The organism is Kribbella yunnanensis, assembly GCF_039529655.1.
GTDB lineage: Bacteria > Actinomycetota > Actinomycetes > Propionibacteriales > Kribbellaceae > Kribbella > Kribbella yunnanensis.
This window is the reverse complement of sequence record NZ_BAAANF010000016.1, coordinates 194,280-210,285: the sequence shown is the minus strand read 5'-3', so window position 1 is coordinate 210,285 and position 16,006 is coordinate 194,280. Positions and strand designations below refer to the sequence as shown.

General features: G+C 67.9%; 14 protein-coding genes. 7 read left to right on the top strand and 7 right to left on the bottom strand.

What is annotated here, in order from left to right:
* Window positions 1–46: 46 nt before the first annotated feature.
* On the top strand, window positions 47–394 hold the full coding sequence (locus ABD231_RS21945; protein ID WP_344154944.1) for a YciI family protein: 348 nt from the start codon (window positions 47–49) through the stop codon (window positions 392–394).
* Window positions 395–1,729, top strand: a complete 1,335-nt coding sequence (locus ABD231_RS21940) for an RNA polymerase sigma factor (RefSeq protein ID WP_344154941.1) — start codon at window positions 395–397, stop codon at window positions 1,727–1,729.
* Here ABD231_RS21940 and ABD231_RS21935 read toward each other — a convergent pair.
* From ABD231_RS21935 to ABD231_RS21920, 4 genes are all read right to left on the bottom strand, one after another.
* Complete coding sequence (locus ABD231_RS21935) at window positions 1,695–2,402, bottom strand: PH domain-containing protein (protein WP_344154938.1); 708 nt, start codon at window positions 2,400–2,402, stop codon at window positions 1,695–1,697. The genes ABD231_RS21940 and ABD231_RS21935 overlap by 35 nt on opposite strands.
* Window positions 2,403–2,491: 89 nt before the next feature.
* The gene (locus ABD231_RS21930) at window positions 2,492–2,650 is read right to left on the bottom strand and encodes a hypothetical protein (RefSeq protein ID WP_165952664.1); all 159 of its coding nucleotides are present in this window, start codon (window positions 2,648–2,650) and stop codon (window positions 2,492–2,494) included.
* 291 nt (window positions 2,651–2,941) lie between these two features.
* Window positions 2,942–3,898, bottom strand: coding sequence for a methylmalonyl Co-A mutase-associated GTPase MeaB (meaB, locus tag ABD231_RS21925; protein ID WP_344154935.1), 957 nt, complete (start codon window positions 3,896–3,898; stop codon window positions 2,942–2,944).
* Window positions 3,898–5,091, bottom strand: coding sequence for an acetyl-CoA C-acetyltransferase (locus ABD231_RS21920; RefSeq protein WP_344154932.1), 1,194 nt, complete (start codon window positions 5,089–5,091; stop codon window positions 3,898–3,900). Before ABD231_RS21920 ends, meaB begins: the two co-directional genes overlap by 1 nt.
* Before the next feature lie 105 nt (window positions 5,092–5,196).
* Between ABD231_RS21920 and mce the strand changes: the two genes are divergently transcribed.
* The 5 genes from mce (at window position 5,197) to ABD231_RS21895 (ending at window position 11,191) form a co-directional block, all read left to right on the top strand.
* Entirely contained in the window at window positions 5,197–5,628 is a 432-nt protein-coding gene (gene mce, locus ABD231_RS21915) for a methylmalonyl-CoA epimerase (RefSeq protein WP_344154929.1), read from the top strand.
* A gap of 78 nt (window positions 5,629–5,706) precedes the next feature.
* Complete coding sequence (locus tag ABD231_RS21910) at window positions 5,707–6,624, top strand: anti-sigma factor RsbA family regulatory protein (RefSeq protein WP_344154927.1); 918 nt, start codon at window positions 5,707–5,709, stop codon at window positions 6,622–6,624.
* Between the two features lie 136 nt (window positions 6,625–6,760).
* Window positions 6,761–8,092 (top strand): crotonyl-CoA carboxylase/reductase, encoded by a 1,332-nt coding sequence (gene ccrA, locus ABD231_RS21905; protein WP_344154925.1) that lies wholly within the window; start codon window positions 6,761–6,763, stop codon window positions 8,090–8,092.
* Window positions 8,093–8,186: 94 nt separating this feature from the next.
* Complete coding sequence (locus ABD231_RS21900; RefSeq protein WP_344154923.1) at window positions 8,187–9,857, top strand: coiled-coil domain-containing protein; 1,671 nt, start codon at window positions 8,187–8,189, stop codon at window positions 9,855–9,857.
* Window positions 9,854–11,191: an AI-2E family transporter gene (locus ABD231_RS21895; RefSeq protein ID WP_344154921.1), complete on the top strand. Its 1,338-nt coding sequence runs from the start codon at window positions 9,854–9,856 to the stop codon at window positions 11,189–11,191. The genes ABD231_RS21900 and ABD231_RS21895 overlap by 4 nt, the downstream gene beginning before the upstream one ends.
* 400 nt (window positions 11,192–11,591) lie before the next feature.
* Here ABD231_RS21895 and ABD231_RS21890 read toward each other — a convergent pair whose 3' ends face one another.
* The 3 genes from ABD231_RS21890 to ABD231_RS21880 form a co-directional block, all read right to left on the bottom strand.
* The gene (locus tag ABD231_RS21890) at window positions 11,592–13,610 is read right to left on the bottom strand and encodes a DUF222 domain-containing protein (RefSeq protein WP_344154919.1); all 2,019 of its coding nucleotides are present in this window, start codon (window positions 13,608–13,610) and stop codon (window positions 11,592–11,594) included.
* Between the two features lie 656 nt (window positions 13,611–14,266).
* Window positions 14,267–14,986, bottom strand: a complete 720-nt coding sequence (locus ABD231_RS21885) for a PIG-L deacetylase family protein (RefSeq protein ID WP_344154916.1) — start codon at window positions 14,984–14,986, stop codon at window positions 14,267–14,269.
* Between the two features lie 12 nt (window positions 14,987–14,998).
* A complete protein-coding gene (locus tag ABD231_RS21880) occupies window positions 14,999–15,943 on the bottom strand; it encodes a GNAT family N-acetyltransferase (protein ID WP_344154913.1) in 945 nt (314 codons plus the stop codon).
* Window positions 15,944–16,006 lie beyond the last annotated feature (63 nt).

The following is a 16,006-nucleotide window of genomic DNA, read 5'->3' as shown; positions in this document are numbered from 1 at the left end:
TCCTTTCCCGAAGGACCAGAGTGGTCCTGATGAGAGGAGTTCCGAGATGACGCAGTACCTCGCACTCACCTACACCGCCGACGTGGACTGGTGGGCACCGGAGCAAGCCGCCGAGCTGGCCGAGTACCGGCAGTTCGGCGTAGACAACGCCGGCCAGATCAAGGCCAGCGCCGTACTGCACCCGACAACGACCGCGACCGTGGTCCGCGTCGAAGGCGCCCGCGGCGGGCAGGTCGTCACCACCGACGGCCCGTACGCCGAGACCAAGGAAGCCCTGACCGGCTACTACCTGATCGAGGCCGAAGACCTCGAGGAAGCAGTCGCGATCGCCGCCAAGATCCCCGCCGCTTGGAACGGCGCCGTCGAGGTCCGCCCGGTCATCCTCGCCAAGTAGATGTACGACGAAGTCGCGGACACGGTCCGGATCGAGGGCACGCGCATCCTCGCGACCCTGATCCGGACGGTCGGCGACGTCCAGCTCGCCGAAGACGCCGTCCAGGAAGCCACCCTGGCCGCCCTCAACGCCTGGCCGGTCACCGGAGTACCACCCGAACCCCGAGCCTGGCTGACAGTCACCGCCCGCCGCAAAGCCATCGACATCATCCGCCGCGAACAAGCGAGAGCGGACAAGGAACGCCAGAGCTCAGAGCTCCTCGAGCAAACTCGCGCCGACGCGAGCCCGGAGACCTGGTGGGCAGAAGCCCGAGCCGCGATCGTCAAGGAGACAAGAGCCGAGGCGACGGGGGTCGACGGGCCGAGGGTGGACGGGGCGGGGAGCGATGGGGCGGCGCAGGCTGCGGATGACGATCTGCTTCGGCTGGTGTTCACGTGTTGCCATCCGACGTTGTCGCCGCCTACTCGGGTTGCGCTTGCTCTTCGCACGCTGTGCGGGCTTTCTCCTGCCGCGATCGCCGCGGTCATGCTCACCACCGAGGCTGCGACAGCGAAGCGGCTCACCCGGGCACGGCAGAAGATCGCGGCCGCCAACATCCCGTACCGCGTTCCGCCCGCGACCGAACTCGCCGACCGCCTACCAGCGGTCTGCGCGGTCATCCACAGTCTGTACACGTCCGGTCATGCGCCGGCCGCGGGCGAGACGCCGTACGACGTCGATCTGTGCACCGAGGCGATTCGGCTGGCCGAGCTTCTGCACGGGCTACTCCCCGAGCAGCCGATGCCGACCGCCGTACTGGCTTTGCTGCTGCTGACCGAAGCCCGTCGTCCGGCCCGCCTCGATCCAGAAGGCGAAGTCGTCACACTCGACCAGCAGGACCGCACACTCTGGGATGCCGCAGCGATCAAACGCGGAATCACCTTGCTCAACGACTCTTTGGAGCGGTCCGACCGACAGGCCGACCCGTACCAACTCCAGGCGGCGATCGCGGCCGAGCACGCGCGAGCACCGGCGTACTCGATCACTGACTGGCGCGAGATCGTCCGTCTCTACGAGCTCCTGCTCTCGGTCGCACCAACACCGGCTGCCGAGCTCGCGCACGCAGTCGCGATCGCTGAGGTCGATGGACCGCAAGCCGGGCTGACCCTGCTGAAGCAGCAGACCGGCTCACGCACCCACGCCGTACGTGCCGAGCTCCTCGCCCGACTGCATCGCTATCCCGAGGCGATCGACGAGTTGTCCCAAGCCGAACCCGCGACCACCGCCGAACGGCGGCATCACGAGCGTCGGCTCGAGGAGTTCAGTCGTCGGTCCAGTTCCCGCGATCGCTGTTGAAGATCGACTTCGAGGCGGGCGCGGAGGTGGGCGCCGGCCGGGAGTGATGCGCCGGTGCGGCGGTCGTGGTGGTGACCTCCTGCGCCGAATCCATCCCGATCGGGCCGGTACCGTCGTCGTCGGAGTCCTCGTCACTCTGGACGACGTCGACGCTGGCGGAGGCGCGCAGGCCGGTGCGCTGGATGACGCGCTGGATGGTCAGGTCGCGGTCATCGGGCCGGCTGACCCACTTGATCTCGCGGAAGCCCTGGTCCTGCGCGGCCGACTCGAAGATGAAGTGGCCGTAGCCCAGCATCCGGCCGATGATCGGCTTCTGCAGGGTGATGTCGAGGACTCGCGCGATCGGGGTGGTCGCGACGGTCTGGGAGAAGACGCCGCGGATCCGCATCACGCGCATGTTGGTGACCACGAAGCGGTCGCGGTGATGGGTCAGGAAGTTCCAGAAGGCGTGCGTGAGCAGCACCAGGCAGATCGCCAGCAAGACCGGCTGACCGCCGATCGGTGTGGTCACCATCGCGACCAGCAAGGCCGCCGCGAGCAGGACCTCGAGCATCGGGACCGTGAAGACGACCCAGTGCTGCCGGACCTCGTCGATGACGACTTCGCCCTCGTCCGAGATCAGGTGGCGTCGCACCTTCGGATCGAACATCCGGAAGAGGCCAATCCCGGCCATCCGCTCACTCCCCTGTCACGCGTCAGTTGTGACCCCGTAAAGCCAAGTGTCCCGCACGATTGCTCGATACGGGACACGCAGGCGTCAGATCAGTTGAACAACGCGGTCAGGAACGTGATCACGCTCCCGAACAGGTCACCGACGCCGGAAAAGGCGCCCCCCACCGCATCGGCGGCGTTCGTCGGCTGCGTGAACAGATAGAAGCCGGCAAAGGCGATGAGCGACCAGATCAGCAGCTTCTTCGGCATGTCACCACTCCTCGTTCCAAACCACTGGGTCGACTGTGTTTGTATCACGGACCGTCACTAAATGTCACTGACTGAACACAGCCCACCGCACAATGCTCACCAGCTACAAGCTCCATTGTGTAACGGATCCGGGGGCATGGCAGCAACCGGCGCGCCGCCGTGAGACGTGGATCGCAGACCGTGACCGAATAGTGGCACATTTGCCCGAATACGGGACAGTAGCCCTCAGTCGACCAGTCGATTACACGGTGTGACAGAAGATGCCGGACTGTCGCACGGACGAGACCTAAATCACAGGGCTGCGATCAGTTCATCAGCCGCGCTGTACGGATCCGTGTTCCCTTCGGCGACCTTCGCGGCCAGTACGTCGAGCCGCGCGTCCCCGTGCAGATGCGCGAACCGCCGCCGCAACGCGGTCATCGCGATCGCCTCGATCTCGTCGCGGGCCCGGGAGCGTCGACGGTCGTCCAGGACGCCGTTGCCGCGCATCCAGGTCAGCCGGTCCTCGATCGCCGTGACCACCTCGTCGACACCTTCGTTGCGCGAGGCCACTGTTTTCAGGATCGGCGGTACCCACGCACCCTCGGGCCGCTCGGCCAGGGCGAGCATGTGCCGCAGGTCGCGGGTGACGTTCTGGACGCCGTCCCGGTCGGCCTTGTTCACCACGTACAGGTCGCCGACCTCGAGAATGCCGGCCTTGGCCGCCTGGATCCCATCACCCATCCCAGGAGCCAGCAGCACGATCGTCGTGTCGGCCATCCCGGCGATCTCCACCTCGGACTGCCCGACCCCGACCGTCTCCACGAACACCACATCGAACCCGGCCGCATCCAGCACCCGCAACGCCTGCGGGGTCGACCACGACAGCCCGCCCAGATGCCCGCGAGAGGCCATCGACCGGATGTACACGCCCTTGTCCAGCGCGTGGTCCTGCATCCGCACCCGGTCGCCCAGCAAGGCCCCACCAGAGAACGGCGACGACGGATCGACCGCCAGGACGGCGACCCGCTTCCCGGTCCCCCGGTACGCCGTGACTAGCGCGGACGTCGACGTGGATTTGCCGACACCCGGCGAGCCGGTGATTCCGACGATGTGCGCATGACCGGCGTACGGGGAGAGCGCAGCCATCACCTCGCGCAGCAGCGGCGACTCGTCCTCGACCAGCGAGATCAGCCGGGCGACGGCCCGGGAGTCACCCTCCCGGGCACGATCGACCAGCTCACTGACAGGCGGAGTACGGCGCGGCATTACTTCTTCGCTACGCGAATGATCAGAGCGTCGCCTTGACCGCCGCCACCACACAGTGCGGCCGCGCCGACACCGCCGCCACGACGACCGAGCTCGAGCGCCAGGTGCAGCACCAGGCGAGCGCCCGACATACCGATCGGGTGGCCGAGCGCGATCGCGCCGCCGTTCACGTTGACCTTGTCGGCCGCGACCCCGAGCTCACGAGTGGAAGCGATTCCGACGGAGGCGAAGGCCTCGTTGATCTCGATCAGGTCGAGGTCGGCCGCGTCGATGCCTTCCTTGCTACACGCCTTCTTGATCGCGTTGGCCGGCTGGCTCTGCAGGGTCGAGTCCGGTCCGGCGACCGAGCCGTGGGCGCCGATCTCGGCGATCCAGGACAGCCCGAGCTCCTCGGCCTTCGCCTTGCTCATCACGACGACAGCACAACCGCCGTCGGAGATCTGCGAGGCCGAACCGGCAGTGATCGTGCCTTCCTTGCCGAACACCGGACGCAGCCGGGCCAGCGACTCGACCGACGTGTCGCCGCGAACGCCTTCGTCGCTGTCGATCACCAGCGGGTCGCCCTTACGCTGCGGGACCTCGACCGGGACCACCTCGTCGGCGAAGACACCGTTCTTCCACGCGGCCGCGGCCTGCTGGTGCGAACGAGCGCTGAACTCGTCCTGCTCCTCGCGGGTCAGCGCGCCGTTCGCCTGCTCGGTGAGCGCACCCATCGGCTGGTCGGTGAACGCGTCCCAGAGCCCGTCGAACGACATCGAGTCGACGAGCGTGGTGTCGCCGTACTTGAAGCCCTCACGGGACTTCGGCAGCAGGTGCGGCGCGTTGGTCATCGACTCCATGCCGCCGGCCACGACAATGTCGTACTCGCCGGCGCGGATCAGCTGGTCGGCCAGCGCGATCGCGTTCAGGCCGGACAGGCAGACCTTGTTGATGGTGATCGCCGGGATGTTCATCGGGATGCCGCCCTTGACCGCGGCCTGGCGAGCGGTGATCTGACCGCCGCCGGCCTGCAGGACCTGACCCATGATCACGTACTCGACCTGGTCCGGCGCGACTCCGGCCTTGTCCAGTGCACCCTTGATCGCGAACCCACCGAGCTCCGCTCCGGTGAAGCCCTTGAGACCGCCCAGCAGCTTCCCGATCGGGGTGCGCGCGCCGGCCACGATGACGCTTTGGTTCTGCGTGTCAGACATGCTGTCACGATACCTGCGAGAGCACTGGTACGCGTCTGTCGAACGGGTCACACGAACGACCTCTTGTCCGATTTTGCCCACCAATTGTAGAGCTAGGGTGAAGGAATGGACGAGCTTTTCGAGGCGATCGATCACGTCGGCATCGCCGTACCGGACTTCGACGCCGCCGTGCGGCACTACGCCGACGTCTTCGGGATGACGGTCGCGCACGAGGAGATCAACGAGGAGCAGGGCGTCCGCGAGGCGATGCTCTCGGTCGGCACCTCTGGCTCGTCGATCCAGCTGCTCGCACCGCTGTCGGACGCCTCGCCGATCGCCAAGTTCCTGGACAAGCGCGGGCCGGGCATCCAGCAGCTGGCCTACCGGGTCCGCGACATCGATCAGGTCTCCGCCGTACTGCGGGAGCGCGGCGCCGAACTCCTGTACGCCGAACCGCGCCGGGGTACCGCCGGATCGAGAGTGAACTTCATTCACCCCAAGTCGGCCGGTGGTGTGCTGATCGAGCTCGTGGAACCTGCCCCGGTTTCAAAGGCCTAGTGTTACGGCTGTCCAACAGCCCGTGACGGCGCGCAGAAGCCCCCATCGGAGTTGGGGTTCGCGGACTACGCTGTTCTGGTGCTGAAGGACAGCGCCACCGATTCCTTGGACGGTGTGCCGGCGGGGTTCCAGCACGAAGCCTTCGTCTACGCGAGTGACGAGGAGTTCGTGCGGCAGTCGGTGCCCTTCGTCCACGACGGCCTGGCGACGGATGCGACGACCGTGGCGGTACTCCCGCCGGACCGGATCGCCATACTGCGCGAGGCCCTCGGAGATTCCGCGGCACGAGTGCGTTTTATCGATATGACCGTGGCTGGGCGCAACCCCGCTCGGCTGATCCCCTTCTGGCGCGAAATTGTCGGGCAGGCGGGCGGCCGGGCCGTGTACGGCCTCAGCGAGTGCGTCTACCCCGGTCGCAGCACAGCGGCGTACGACGAGGCCTTGCTCCACGAGGGTCTGACCGACATCGCCTTCGCCGCCGACTCCGGCTTTCGGCTGTGCTGCCCGTTCGCCGCGACGGTCGGTATCGATCCGACCGCCCATCACTCAAGCACAGGGCATTCCGGCGGGGAGGCGTTGGCCGAGAAGACGTTCCGGACGCCACTGAACGACGTACCGGATCGGGCCGAGCGCTGGGAGTTCGGGCTGGCCGATCTCGGCGATGTGCGGAAGTGGGTGAACGGGCAGGCGTCGTCACACGGAGTGTCGCGGGACCGGATGGACGACCTCGGACTGGCGCTGCACGAGGTGTGCACGAACAGCATCCGCTTCGGCGGCGGCCGGGGCGCACTGTCGGTCTGGATCGAGAACGGATCGCTGGTCTGCGACGTGGCCGACCATGGCCGGATCGACGACCTGCTCGTCGGCCGGGTGATGCCCCCGCTGGACGGGCTCGGCGGCCGGGGCGTCTGGCTGGCCAACCAGCTCTGCGATCTGGTCCAGCTGCGCTCGGGTGACGGCTTCACTCAAGTGCGCCTGCACACCCGCTTGCGGTGATAAGACCACTGACAACGGTGGACTACAAAAGTGACGGTCGTCTCAACCGCTCCCAACTGTGTCACAAGGCACAGCCCGCGAGGCATACTCAACGGTAACGTCCGCTCACCAGTCCACTCCTTGCAGGAGGTACGACGTGAAGCAGATCCTCGACGCGATCCTCGCCGGTGACAGTGCAGCAGTCGGTGCGCTCGACGTACCGGACCATTACCGCGGGATCACCGTGCACGCCGACGAGGCCGACATGTTCGAGGGGCTGGACGCGAAGGAGAAGGACCCGCGCAAGAGCCTGCACCTGGACGACGTCCCGACGCCCGAGCTCGGCCCGGGTGAGGCGCTGGTCGCGGTGATGGCGAGCGCGATCAACTACAACACCGTGTGGACGTCGATCTTCGAGCCCGTCTCGACGTTCTCGTTCCTCAAGCGGTACGGGAAGTTGTCGCCGCTGACCGCTCGCCACGACCTGCCGTACCACGTGGTCGGCTCCGACCTGGCCGGCGTCGTACTGCGGACCGGGCCGGGCGTGAACGCCTGGAAGCCCGGCGACGAGGTAGTCGCACACTGCCTCTCGGTCGAGCTCGAATCGCCCGACGGGCACAACGACACGATGATGGACTCCGAGCAGCGGATCTGGGGTTTCGAGACGAACTTCGGCGGTCTCGCCGAGATCGCGCTGGTGAAGTCCAACCAGCTGATGCCGAAGCCGGCTCACCTCACCTGGGAGGAGGCCGCGTCTCCGGGACTGGTGAACAGTACGGCGTACCGGCAGCTCGTCTCCCCCAATGGCGCGAACATGAAGCAGGGCGACGTCGTACTGATCTGGGGCGCGTCCGGTGGACTCGGGTCGTATGCGACCCAGTTCGCGCTGAACGGCGGGGCGATCCCGGTCTGCGTGGTGTCGTCGCCGGAGAAGGCGGAGATCTGCCGCGCGATGGGCGCCGAGCTGATCATCGACCGGTCGGCCGAGGGGTACAAGTTCTGGAAGGACGAGTCCACTCAGGATCAGAAGGAGTGGAAGCGGTTCGGCGCGCGGATCCGCGAGCTGACCGGTGGCGACGACCCGGACATCGTCTTCGAGCACCCGGGCCGCGAGACCTTCGGTGCTTCCGTGTACGTCGCGCGCCGCGGCGGCACGATCGTCACCTGCGCCTCGACGTCGGGCTTCATGCACGAGTACGACAACCGGTACCTGTGGATGAACCTCAAGCGAATCATCGGCTCGCATTTCGCCAACTACCGCGAGGCGTGGGAGGCCAACCGGCTGATCGCCAAGGGCATGGTGCATCCGACGGTGAGCCGCGTGTACCCGCTCGAGGAGACCGCACAGGCTGCGTACGACGTGCATCGCAACCTGCACCAGGGCAAGGTCGGCGTACTGACGCTGGCGCCGGCCGAGGGCCTCGGTGTCCGCGACCCCGAACTGCGCGCCAAGCACCAGGAAGCCATCGATCGCTTCCGCAACAGGTAATGCTTGGGTAGCGGGGCCGATTGGCTGGTCAGGGGCGGGTCTGACAGGCTTAAGCTGGGGGATTCAGCTGAGCCGCCAGAAGGGAATCTCAGGAATGCCTGACGAGTCGAGCCTGCCGTTCTTCGACCGCACTGCAACCGCGGCCGGAGGCTTTCCGGTCAGTCGGCGTGGCTACGACAAGCAGGCCGTGGACGACTACGTCCGCGCCCTCGAGATGCAGCTGGTCGAGATCCGGAGCCGGGCCGAGCAACTGCAGAGCAGCGTCGCGCCGATGCAGCGCGAGCTCGACGAGACCCGCCGCCAACTCGAGGCCAGCGCCAACCCGTCGTACGCCGGCCTCGGGGACCGCGCCGCGCAGATCCTGCGGCTCGCCCAGGACCAGGCCGCCGAGGCCCTCGACGAGGCCCGCCGCGAAGCCGAGGAGCTGCGCACCACCGCCGCCAAGGAGGCCGCCGCCCAGCGCGCCACCGGCGAGCGGGAGGCCGAGGACATCCGGACCGTCGCACTGAACGAGTCCGACAGCATCCGCCGTACCGCCGAAGGCGATGCCGCCGAGCTCCGCCGTACCGCGGAGACCGAGGCCTCCGAGGTCCTGCAGGCCGCCAAGCGCAAGGCCGAGCAGCTGACGCTGACCGCCGAGTCCCAGGCCAGCACGCTGAAGAACGGCGCGCTGCACGAGGCCGAGAAGATCCGCACCGCGATCCAGCGCGAGTCCGCCGCCCTCCGTGCCCGGCTCGCCGACGAGCGCGAACAGCAGGCCAAGGAGTTGGCCGACAAGCACCAGCAGATCGCCGCCGACACCGAGAACCTGACCACCCAGATGAAGGAGGCCGCCGAGGCCTCCGAGCGCCGGGTGGCCGAGGCGACCGAGCAGGCCCGCAAGATCCGCGCCGAGGCCGAGGAGTCCGCCGAGCGCACCCTGAGCCGCACCCGCCGCGAAGCCGAGCAGGTGCTGAGCACCGCCCGCACCCGCGCCGAGTCCGAGCTGGCGAGTGCGGCCGACGAGGCCGAGCGCTCGCGCACGATCGTCGCCCGCGAGACCGAACGCCTGGCCAAGCGCCGCGACGGCATCCTCACCCAGATCGCCGGCCTGAACGAGATCGCCGGCAACATCGCCCGCCAGGCAGCCGAACTCGACTCCGAGACGGCGGCCGCGACGCCGTACGTGAATCCCTTCAGCCGCCCGACCGAAACCCCGGCAGCGAGCGGCTTCACACCGTCGGCGGATGGGCCTGCTGCGGCTGGTCTCGCGCCTTCGGCGGGTGGACCGGGTACGGCGGGCAGCCCGTTCGCGTCGTCGACCGAGAGCTCGCTGACGAGCGACAACCCGTTCAGCGCGCCTGCCGTGGAGTCGAGCGACAACCCGTTCAGCGCGCCTGCCGTCGAGTCGGGCGACAACCCCTTCACGCCGAAGACACCGGCCGACGACCACGCGTTCGGCGCCGGTACGTCGGCCGCGGACTCAGCGCTCGACGGCGACGGACCGTTCACCGGTTCGAGCCCGTTCGTCGGATCCGACGCCGGTGACGCCCGGGTCGACGAGACCCGGATCGACACCGGACTGCGGGTCGACCCGGCGACCGCCGACAAGCTGATCAGCACGACCGCCGGCGGCTCTACAGCTGATGAAGACGAGACCGCGGACGACGACGAGCCGGCCGACTCGACGAGGATCGACGAGTTCCGCCTCGGTGACCTCGCGACCGGCAAGACTTCGGTCGACGACGAGAAGACCGACGCGCGATCCCCGAAGGACACGATGTGACGCCATCCGGCGACGACAACTCGACAGCGACCCCCGATCCAGCAGCGCCATCTGCTGAAGACGTCGCCAAGGCGACCCGCGAGGCCCAAGTGGCCGCCGCGCACGCCGAGGCCGCTGCCGAGCATGCGGAGAAGTCGGCCGACGAGGCCGAGGAATCCGCCAACCAGGCTGAGGAGTCGGCCGATGAGGCCGACGACTCCGCGGATCACGCGACCGAGAAGGCCAACGAGATCGACGACCTCGCCGACGAGCTCCTGATCGAGGAACGGCACCCCGACGAGGGCATGGGCCGCCCCGGCCCGCCGATCCAGCGGTCGAACCCGTTCGTCTTCGGGTTCTTCGCGGCCCTCGGCGTACTGGTCGCCTGGGGTCTGTGGAACGCACTCGGTCACGCGAAGTCGGTGCTGATCCTGCTCGTGGTCTCGATGTTCATCGCCGTCGGCCTGAACCCGCTGGTCGAGTGGTTCATGCGCCGCGGCCTGAAGCGCGGCCTCTCGGTCGGCGTCGTCTTCCTGATCATGATCCTCGCCGTCGCCGGCGTCGGCTTCGCGATCGTCCCGGTCGTCACCGACCAGATCGACGGCCTGATCAAGAACGCTCCGCAATGGCTCGACCTGCTGCAGAAGTCGAAGACCCTGGACGAGCTGGACAACAAGTACCACTTCATCCAGAAGGCCCAGGAGTACATCCAGGACCCGGCGCTGGCCCAGAAGGCGTTCGGCGGCATCCTCGGCGTCGGCAAGGTCGTCGCCGGTGCCCTCTTCAACACCTTCACGATCCTCATCCTGACCCTGTACTTCCTGGCGTCGCTCCCGTCGGTCAAACGCGCCGCCTACAGCCTGGTCCCCCGCACCCGCCGCAACCGCGTCTCGATCCTCGGCGACGAGGTCCTCACGCGGGTCGGCGGCTACGTCAGCGGCCAGTTCACCGTCGCCCTCTGCGCCGGCGTCTTCATGTTCATCTTCCTCGAGATCGTCGGCCTCCGCGAATACGCCGTGGCCCTGGCGATCGTCGTCATGTTCACCGCCTTCATCCCGATGGTCGGCGGCCTGATCGGCGTCGTCGTGGTCTCCCTGATCGGCTTCACCGACAGCCTCTGGGTAGGCCTCGCCTGCCTCATCTACGGCATCGTCTACCAGCAGATCGAGAACTACGTCGTAGCCCCCCGCATCATGCGCCGAGCCGTAGACATCCCCGGCGCCGTCACCGTGATCGCAGCCCTCCTGGGCGGCGCCCTCCTAGGCGTAGTAGGCGCCCTCCTCGCCATCCCCTCAGCAGCCGCCATCCTCCTCATCATCCGCGAAGTCTGGGTCCGCAAAGCCGACGCCTCCTGACACCCTGCTAACGCCGACTGCTGACGCCGAGCGGCCGCCGCTCCCCCAGCCGGCCGCCTCGGCATGCTCGGTAACCGGCCAGCTCGGCGCGCTCAGCCACCCGTCAGTTCGACGTACTCGGTCGGCGTCGGCGGTCGGCGTACTCGGTCACAGGTTGGCGAGCTCGGTCGACAAGCGGCGTACTCGGTCGCCGTGCAGGCAGGTCGGCGTGCCGCAGGTCACCGCATTCGGTCGGCAGATCGGCCAGCTAGCAGCCCTCGGCCAGCCGAATGACCTACGACGACGCGACGGACGACGAACGACCGACGACGTACGAGCAGGCGCAGCGCCGCAGACGGCGTGCGAGCAGACCGGGCCGCCTGCGCACAGGGCGGTGCGCGGGCGCCGACGTGACGGAGCTTTAGTACGGCGGCGGATCTGGGGAAGCCGCTCGGTCGACCGAGTCCGGTTGCTGTTCGTTGTCGTCGATCGGCCTGCGGGGTTGGATCGGACCGCGAGCGGGTGGAACCGTGGTGTAGCGGTGGCCGGTGGGCGTGGTCAGGGTGATCGAACCGTCTGGGTGGTTGTCGGTATGCCAGCCCCAGGCGGGCGTGTCCTTGATGACGTGGTGGTACTCGCAGTACGGCGCGAGGCCCGCCAAGCTCGTCGTACCGGAGATCACGAACCGCGTGCCGTGGTCGCGGTCGCATTCACGCGACGCCCGGTTGCAACCAGGCCACGCGCAGACCGGGTGCCGAGCGAGCAGAGTCTCGCTCACCAACGAACCAGGCTCGTGTCGTGTCGTCGATGCCTCCAGGACGACCCCGTTCGCCGGGTCGGTCAGGAGGCGCCGCCACGTACCGTCGGCGGCGATCCGGCGGGCCATTTCAGCGGTGATCGGGCCGTAGCCGGACAGCTCACAGGGGTCATCGTCCATGCCGAGCAGCGTGCTCGCCGGGATCAGTACCTCAATGTGCGGACGTCTCCGGTGCTGGTCGGGCAGACGTCGCCCCAGCCAATCGAGCCCGTTGTGGAGCATGTACTCGAACACATCCGCCGCGACGTCAGCCCTTCGCTGCCCTGCAGTGCGCTCGTCCCGCCGAGGCTTCAGATCTCCAGCATCGACGCTCGCGCCCGGCGAGCCAGAACTGTTGCTCACGGCATCATCGGAATCTGCATCACCATCGGCATCGTTGCTGCCGACCGTGCTGCAATCGGTCGCCGCCCTGTTGGTCGCCGTGTCGGTCTGGCAGGAGATGTCGATGTTGCTGGAAGGGCCGGTGTTGCTGGCCGCCGTGTTGCTGGACGTGCCGACGTTGGTAGCCGTCGTGCCGGCGGCCATGCCAGCGCTGGTGGCCGCGCCGCTGTCGGTGGCCGCGCCGCGGTTGCTGGCCGCGCCACTGTTGCTGGCAGCGCCGGTGTCGGTGGACGCGCTGGTGTCGGTGGACGGGCCTGTGTTGCCGGGTCGCTTGGCGAGATCTGCCATGGCTTGGATGACAACCCACATTTGCTGGATCTTGTCGGCTTCGTGGACGATCCAGAGTCCGGCCATGCCACCCGTCAGCGGAACGATCTTGCAGGTACGCTCGCGCACTGCCTCGCGGTGCTGGTTCGCCTCGGACTCGGCCGCATGCTTGGCCACCTGCTGACGCAGGGATCGGCGCAGGTTGGCGTGGGTCTGGGATGCTGCGCGCCGCAGGACATGAGCCTCGACCGCCTTGGCCGATTCATCCGACAGAGACCGGGTCGCTTCCGAGATCGACAGGGCTTTGGACCAGGACAAGGCACCGGATCGCAGACCCGTCAGGGTCGCCGACAGCGGACCGGTCAGGTGCAGGGCGGTCTCGATGTGCCGGGTGGCTGTGTCCGCGGAAAGGCGCAGCGCGGCACCCACCTCGGCGGCCCAGGATCGCTCCGGGTCCACTGGACGACCGGACGAGTCAATCTGGGCAGGACGAGGAGCTTCGGCATGCTGGGCCTTGCGCTGCTGAAAGAACGATGCGACTGCGGTGGCTTTGATCGACTCGGCCCAGGACGCCATCCGAGCGGCCGCCTTCATCAACTCGATCAGCGCGACCGGTGTCTCCGCCTGTGGACGTACGGCCTCCAGTTCGGCGGCCAGATCGCCACCCGGCGGCAGGAAGACCCAGGACGGAGCGCATCGGCGCAGCATCTCCCGCTCGGCCTCATCCTGGTCGGCCCCCGACCACAGCTCCCATTCCAGCTCATCGACCTTGTTCGCCCGTAGCGGGATGTCGAACAGGTCTTCCACACTCAGCACAACCGGCGCGCTCGGGGCATCAGGGTCGTAGACGTCGTCCGGAGGTGGAGAGTCCGGGTAGTCGGGCCATTGCTCGGGTGGGGGACTCAGATCGGGCTGCCCGGCGAGATAGCCGGCAAGCAGCTCCTCGTCAGTTGCGCAGAGCGATCGAGTAGTCATGGACTAATACTAGAACATCTGTTCGATTCAGCCAAATCGGGGATCCACGAAGACAGATCTACGAAGGCAATGGCCGGCGGTCATGGCAGATCACCGGCACCGCATTTGGCACATCCCTTCGCACGGCCGGACTGCATCTCGCGACAGTTGGCCGACAACTCCGGTTCGTCGAGGCTCGCGCGACCGACCCAAGGAAACCGCAGCCGAACCGCAGCGATATCGACCTGCGGCTCGTCCACACGCCGGACTTGACCGAGCAACCTCACAAACCTCTCGACATCCACGTCAGCTCCGCTTCGACGGCACGACCTCGACGATGCGGAGCATCGCACCACCCCGGCAAGATTCGAGGCCCTCCGCCGGCCTCCTGCGCCAGCCGGGATACGCGGTGATGCGAAACACCGAGGACGTTCCTGACGTCGCGCACCGGAACGTCAGCGCTGGTAAGCGACGGGCAATTCGGCTAGCCAGTTCAACCGGTGCAGTCGTCCGATCACGTGCGGGCGGCAGGACGCGGTCGCGCGATGAGCGCTGCTGCGGGCGGCAGCCCGAACAGCCGCGCAGTAGCGCTCGGAGCGCGCGCGGTAGCACGCACCGTCGGGGGTGGGCGGGGCACGGCGACCGGAGGAGTCGGGGGTAGCGAGGCGTGGGTGTTCTTACGGGGCGGGAAGCTTGGTGAGTTCGGGTGTAGGTGTGCTGTGGAAGGCGGCGGCCCTGGGGTAGCCCGCCAGGCAGCCTCGGGTGGTGAGGAGGGCTGTGTAGTAGTCGATGTGGCGGAAGCCGTGTTCGCCGCGGGCGAAGGGTTGGTGGCGGATGGCGGAGATCCAGCGGTAGAAGGCTTCGTCGGGGATGGGGACGTAGAGGGTGGGGTGGAAGCCGTCCATGTCCTCCCAGTTCTCGGTGTGCAGGACGGTGCGGACGGCGTGCCGTGGGAGGTCGGCGAGGGCCCGCAGGTGGGGTGGGTCGGAGGGCTCGAGCGGGAGGTCCGCTAGGTGGCGGGCGCGGGCGGTGAGGCGGGCGGCGTGTTCGTGGTCTCGGTTCCGGCTTTGCTGCCAGTGGGTGATGAGGGTGTCGGGTTGCTGGTCGCGGATGATGGTGGCCAGTTCGGCGGCGGCTTCGTCGGTGTCGGGGAGGAAGCCGTCGCTGTGGCCGAGGACCATGAAGTCGGCGCCGATCGCGGTGGCGAACGCTTCGCCTTCGGCGATCTTCTGTTTCTTGTACTCCGCCGGCGCGAGTCTGGGGTGACTGCGTTCGCCGGGCGTGAGGGCGACGATGGTGACGCGGGCGCCGTCGAGGATGAGCTTGGCCAGGGTGGGACCGGCGGTCAGGTCCATGTCGCCGATGTGGGCGCCGATGGCGAGCACGGTTCTGGTCATAGGTGACTCCCGTCAGACGTTGGCACGCAGGATGGTGAAGGTGCGGGTGATGGTGAACCCGGCGCCCAGGTAGAGGCGGCCGGCGGCGGACTGCTCGCCGGTCCACAGGAACCACGCGCTGTGGGCGCCGGTCGCGGCCATCTGGGTCAGCGTGAGGTGCAGCAGCAGCTTGCCGAGTCCGGTACCGCGGCATTCGGGCAGGACGCCGAACGGCCCGAACCGCTCGATGACACCCTCGTACGTCGCATGTTGCGCCCACCCGAGGATTCGCCGTACCGGGTCTCGTGCCACCACGATCCGTTCCAGCGGCATGCCGGCCACCACGGCTTCGCGGATCGCGCGGGCCCAGTCCGGCGTGAATTCGTTGCCCGCAAGGCGGATCAGCGCGGTCAGCTCGTCACCGGTCGGCGTACCGAAGCTGTAGCCCTCCCCCACGAGTTCGTCGAGCCGCTTCCCCACCTCGGCCGGCATCGAGTACCCGACAAGACTCCGGTCCATCGCCACAGCGTCGTACCCGGCCTCGAAGCCCAGTCCCGCCAGCAGCCGATCCGCGGCCGGATAGCGCGCTCGATCGAGGCCCGGCAGGAAGTAGCTCGGTGTGTACGACGAGAAGAAGATCTCGGAGCGCCCCACCTCGCGCAGCCAGTCCATCGCGGCGGTCAGTAGCTCCCGGCCGAGCCCGTGCCCGCGCGCGTCGGGGTGCACGAAGAAGAACGGGATCCAGCCCGTCTCCGGCTCCAGGTCCGCGCCGGCCAGCGGGATCAGCCGGCGGACGGCGTACGCCGCGCCGACGACGCGACCGTTGCGTACGGCAACCTTCAGGCCGGCCGGGTCGAAGTTGCGGTCGAGCAGGAAGAGGTCGCGGAAGCGCGGGTACCCGATCGGGTCGGCCGGTGCCGCCGCGGTCCAGGCGGCGGCCAGCTCCGGACCGTCTCCCACCGCGAACGAACGGATCATCAGCACCCCGGACCACGACACGCCATGTTGAAAATTTACTGCCGGAAACGCAATCCAGTCAAC

Excerpts from the sequence above, each read along its gene's own strand:
- ABD231_RS21945 (WP_344154944.1), top strand. The coding sequence starts at position 47 with ATGACGCAGTACCTCGCACTCACCTACACCGCCGACGTGGACTGGTGG.
- ABD231_RS21940 (WP_344154941.1), top strand. The coding sequence starts at position 395 with ATGTACGACGAAGTCGCGGACACGGTCCGGATCGAGGGCACGCGCATC.
- ABD231_RS21935 (WP_344154938.1), bottom strand. The coding sequence starts at position 2,402 with ATGGCCGGGATTGGCCTCTTCCGGATGTTCGATCCGAAGGTGCGACGC.
- ABD231_RS21930 (WP_165952664.1), bottom strand. The coding sequence starts at position 2,650 with ATGCCGAAGAAGCTGCTGATCTGGTCGCTCATCGCCTTTGCCGGCTTC.
- meaB (WP_344154935.1), bottom strand. The coding sequence starts at position 3,898 with ATGCCGCGCCGTACTCCGCCTGTCAGTGAGCTGGTCGATCGTGCCCGG.
- ABD231_RS21920 (WP_344154932.1), bottom strand. The coding sequence starts at position 5,091 with ATGTCTGACACGCAGAACCAAAGCGTCATCGTGGCCGGCGCGCGCACC.
- mce (WP_344154929.1), top strand. The coding sequence starts at position 5,197 with ATGGACGAGCTTTTCGAGGCGATCGATCACGTCGGCATCGCCGTACCG.
- ABD231_RS21900 (WP_344154923.1), top strand. The coding sequence starts at position 8,187 with ATGCCTGACGAGTCGAGCCTGCCGTTCTTCGACCGCACTGCAACCGCG.
- ABD231_RS21890 (WP_344154919.1), bottom strand. The coding sequence starts at position 13,610 with ATGACTACTCGATCGCTCTGCGCAACTGACGAGGAGCTGCTTGCCGGC.
- ABD231_RS21885 (WP_344154916.1), bottom strand. The coding sequence starts at position 14,986 with ATGACCAGAACCGTGCTCGCCATCGGCGCCCACATCGGCGACATGGAC.
- ABD231_RS21880 (WP_344154913.1), bottom strand. The coding sequence starts at position 15,943 with ATGATCCGTTCGTTCGCGGTGGGAGACGGTCCGGAGCTGGCCGCCGCC.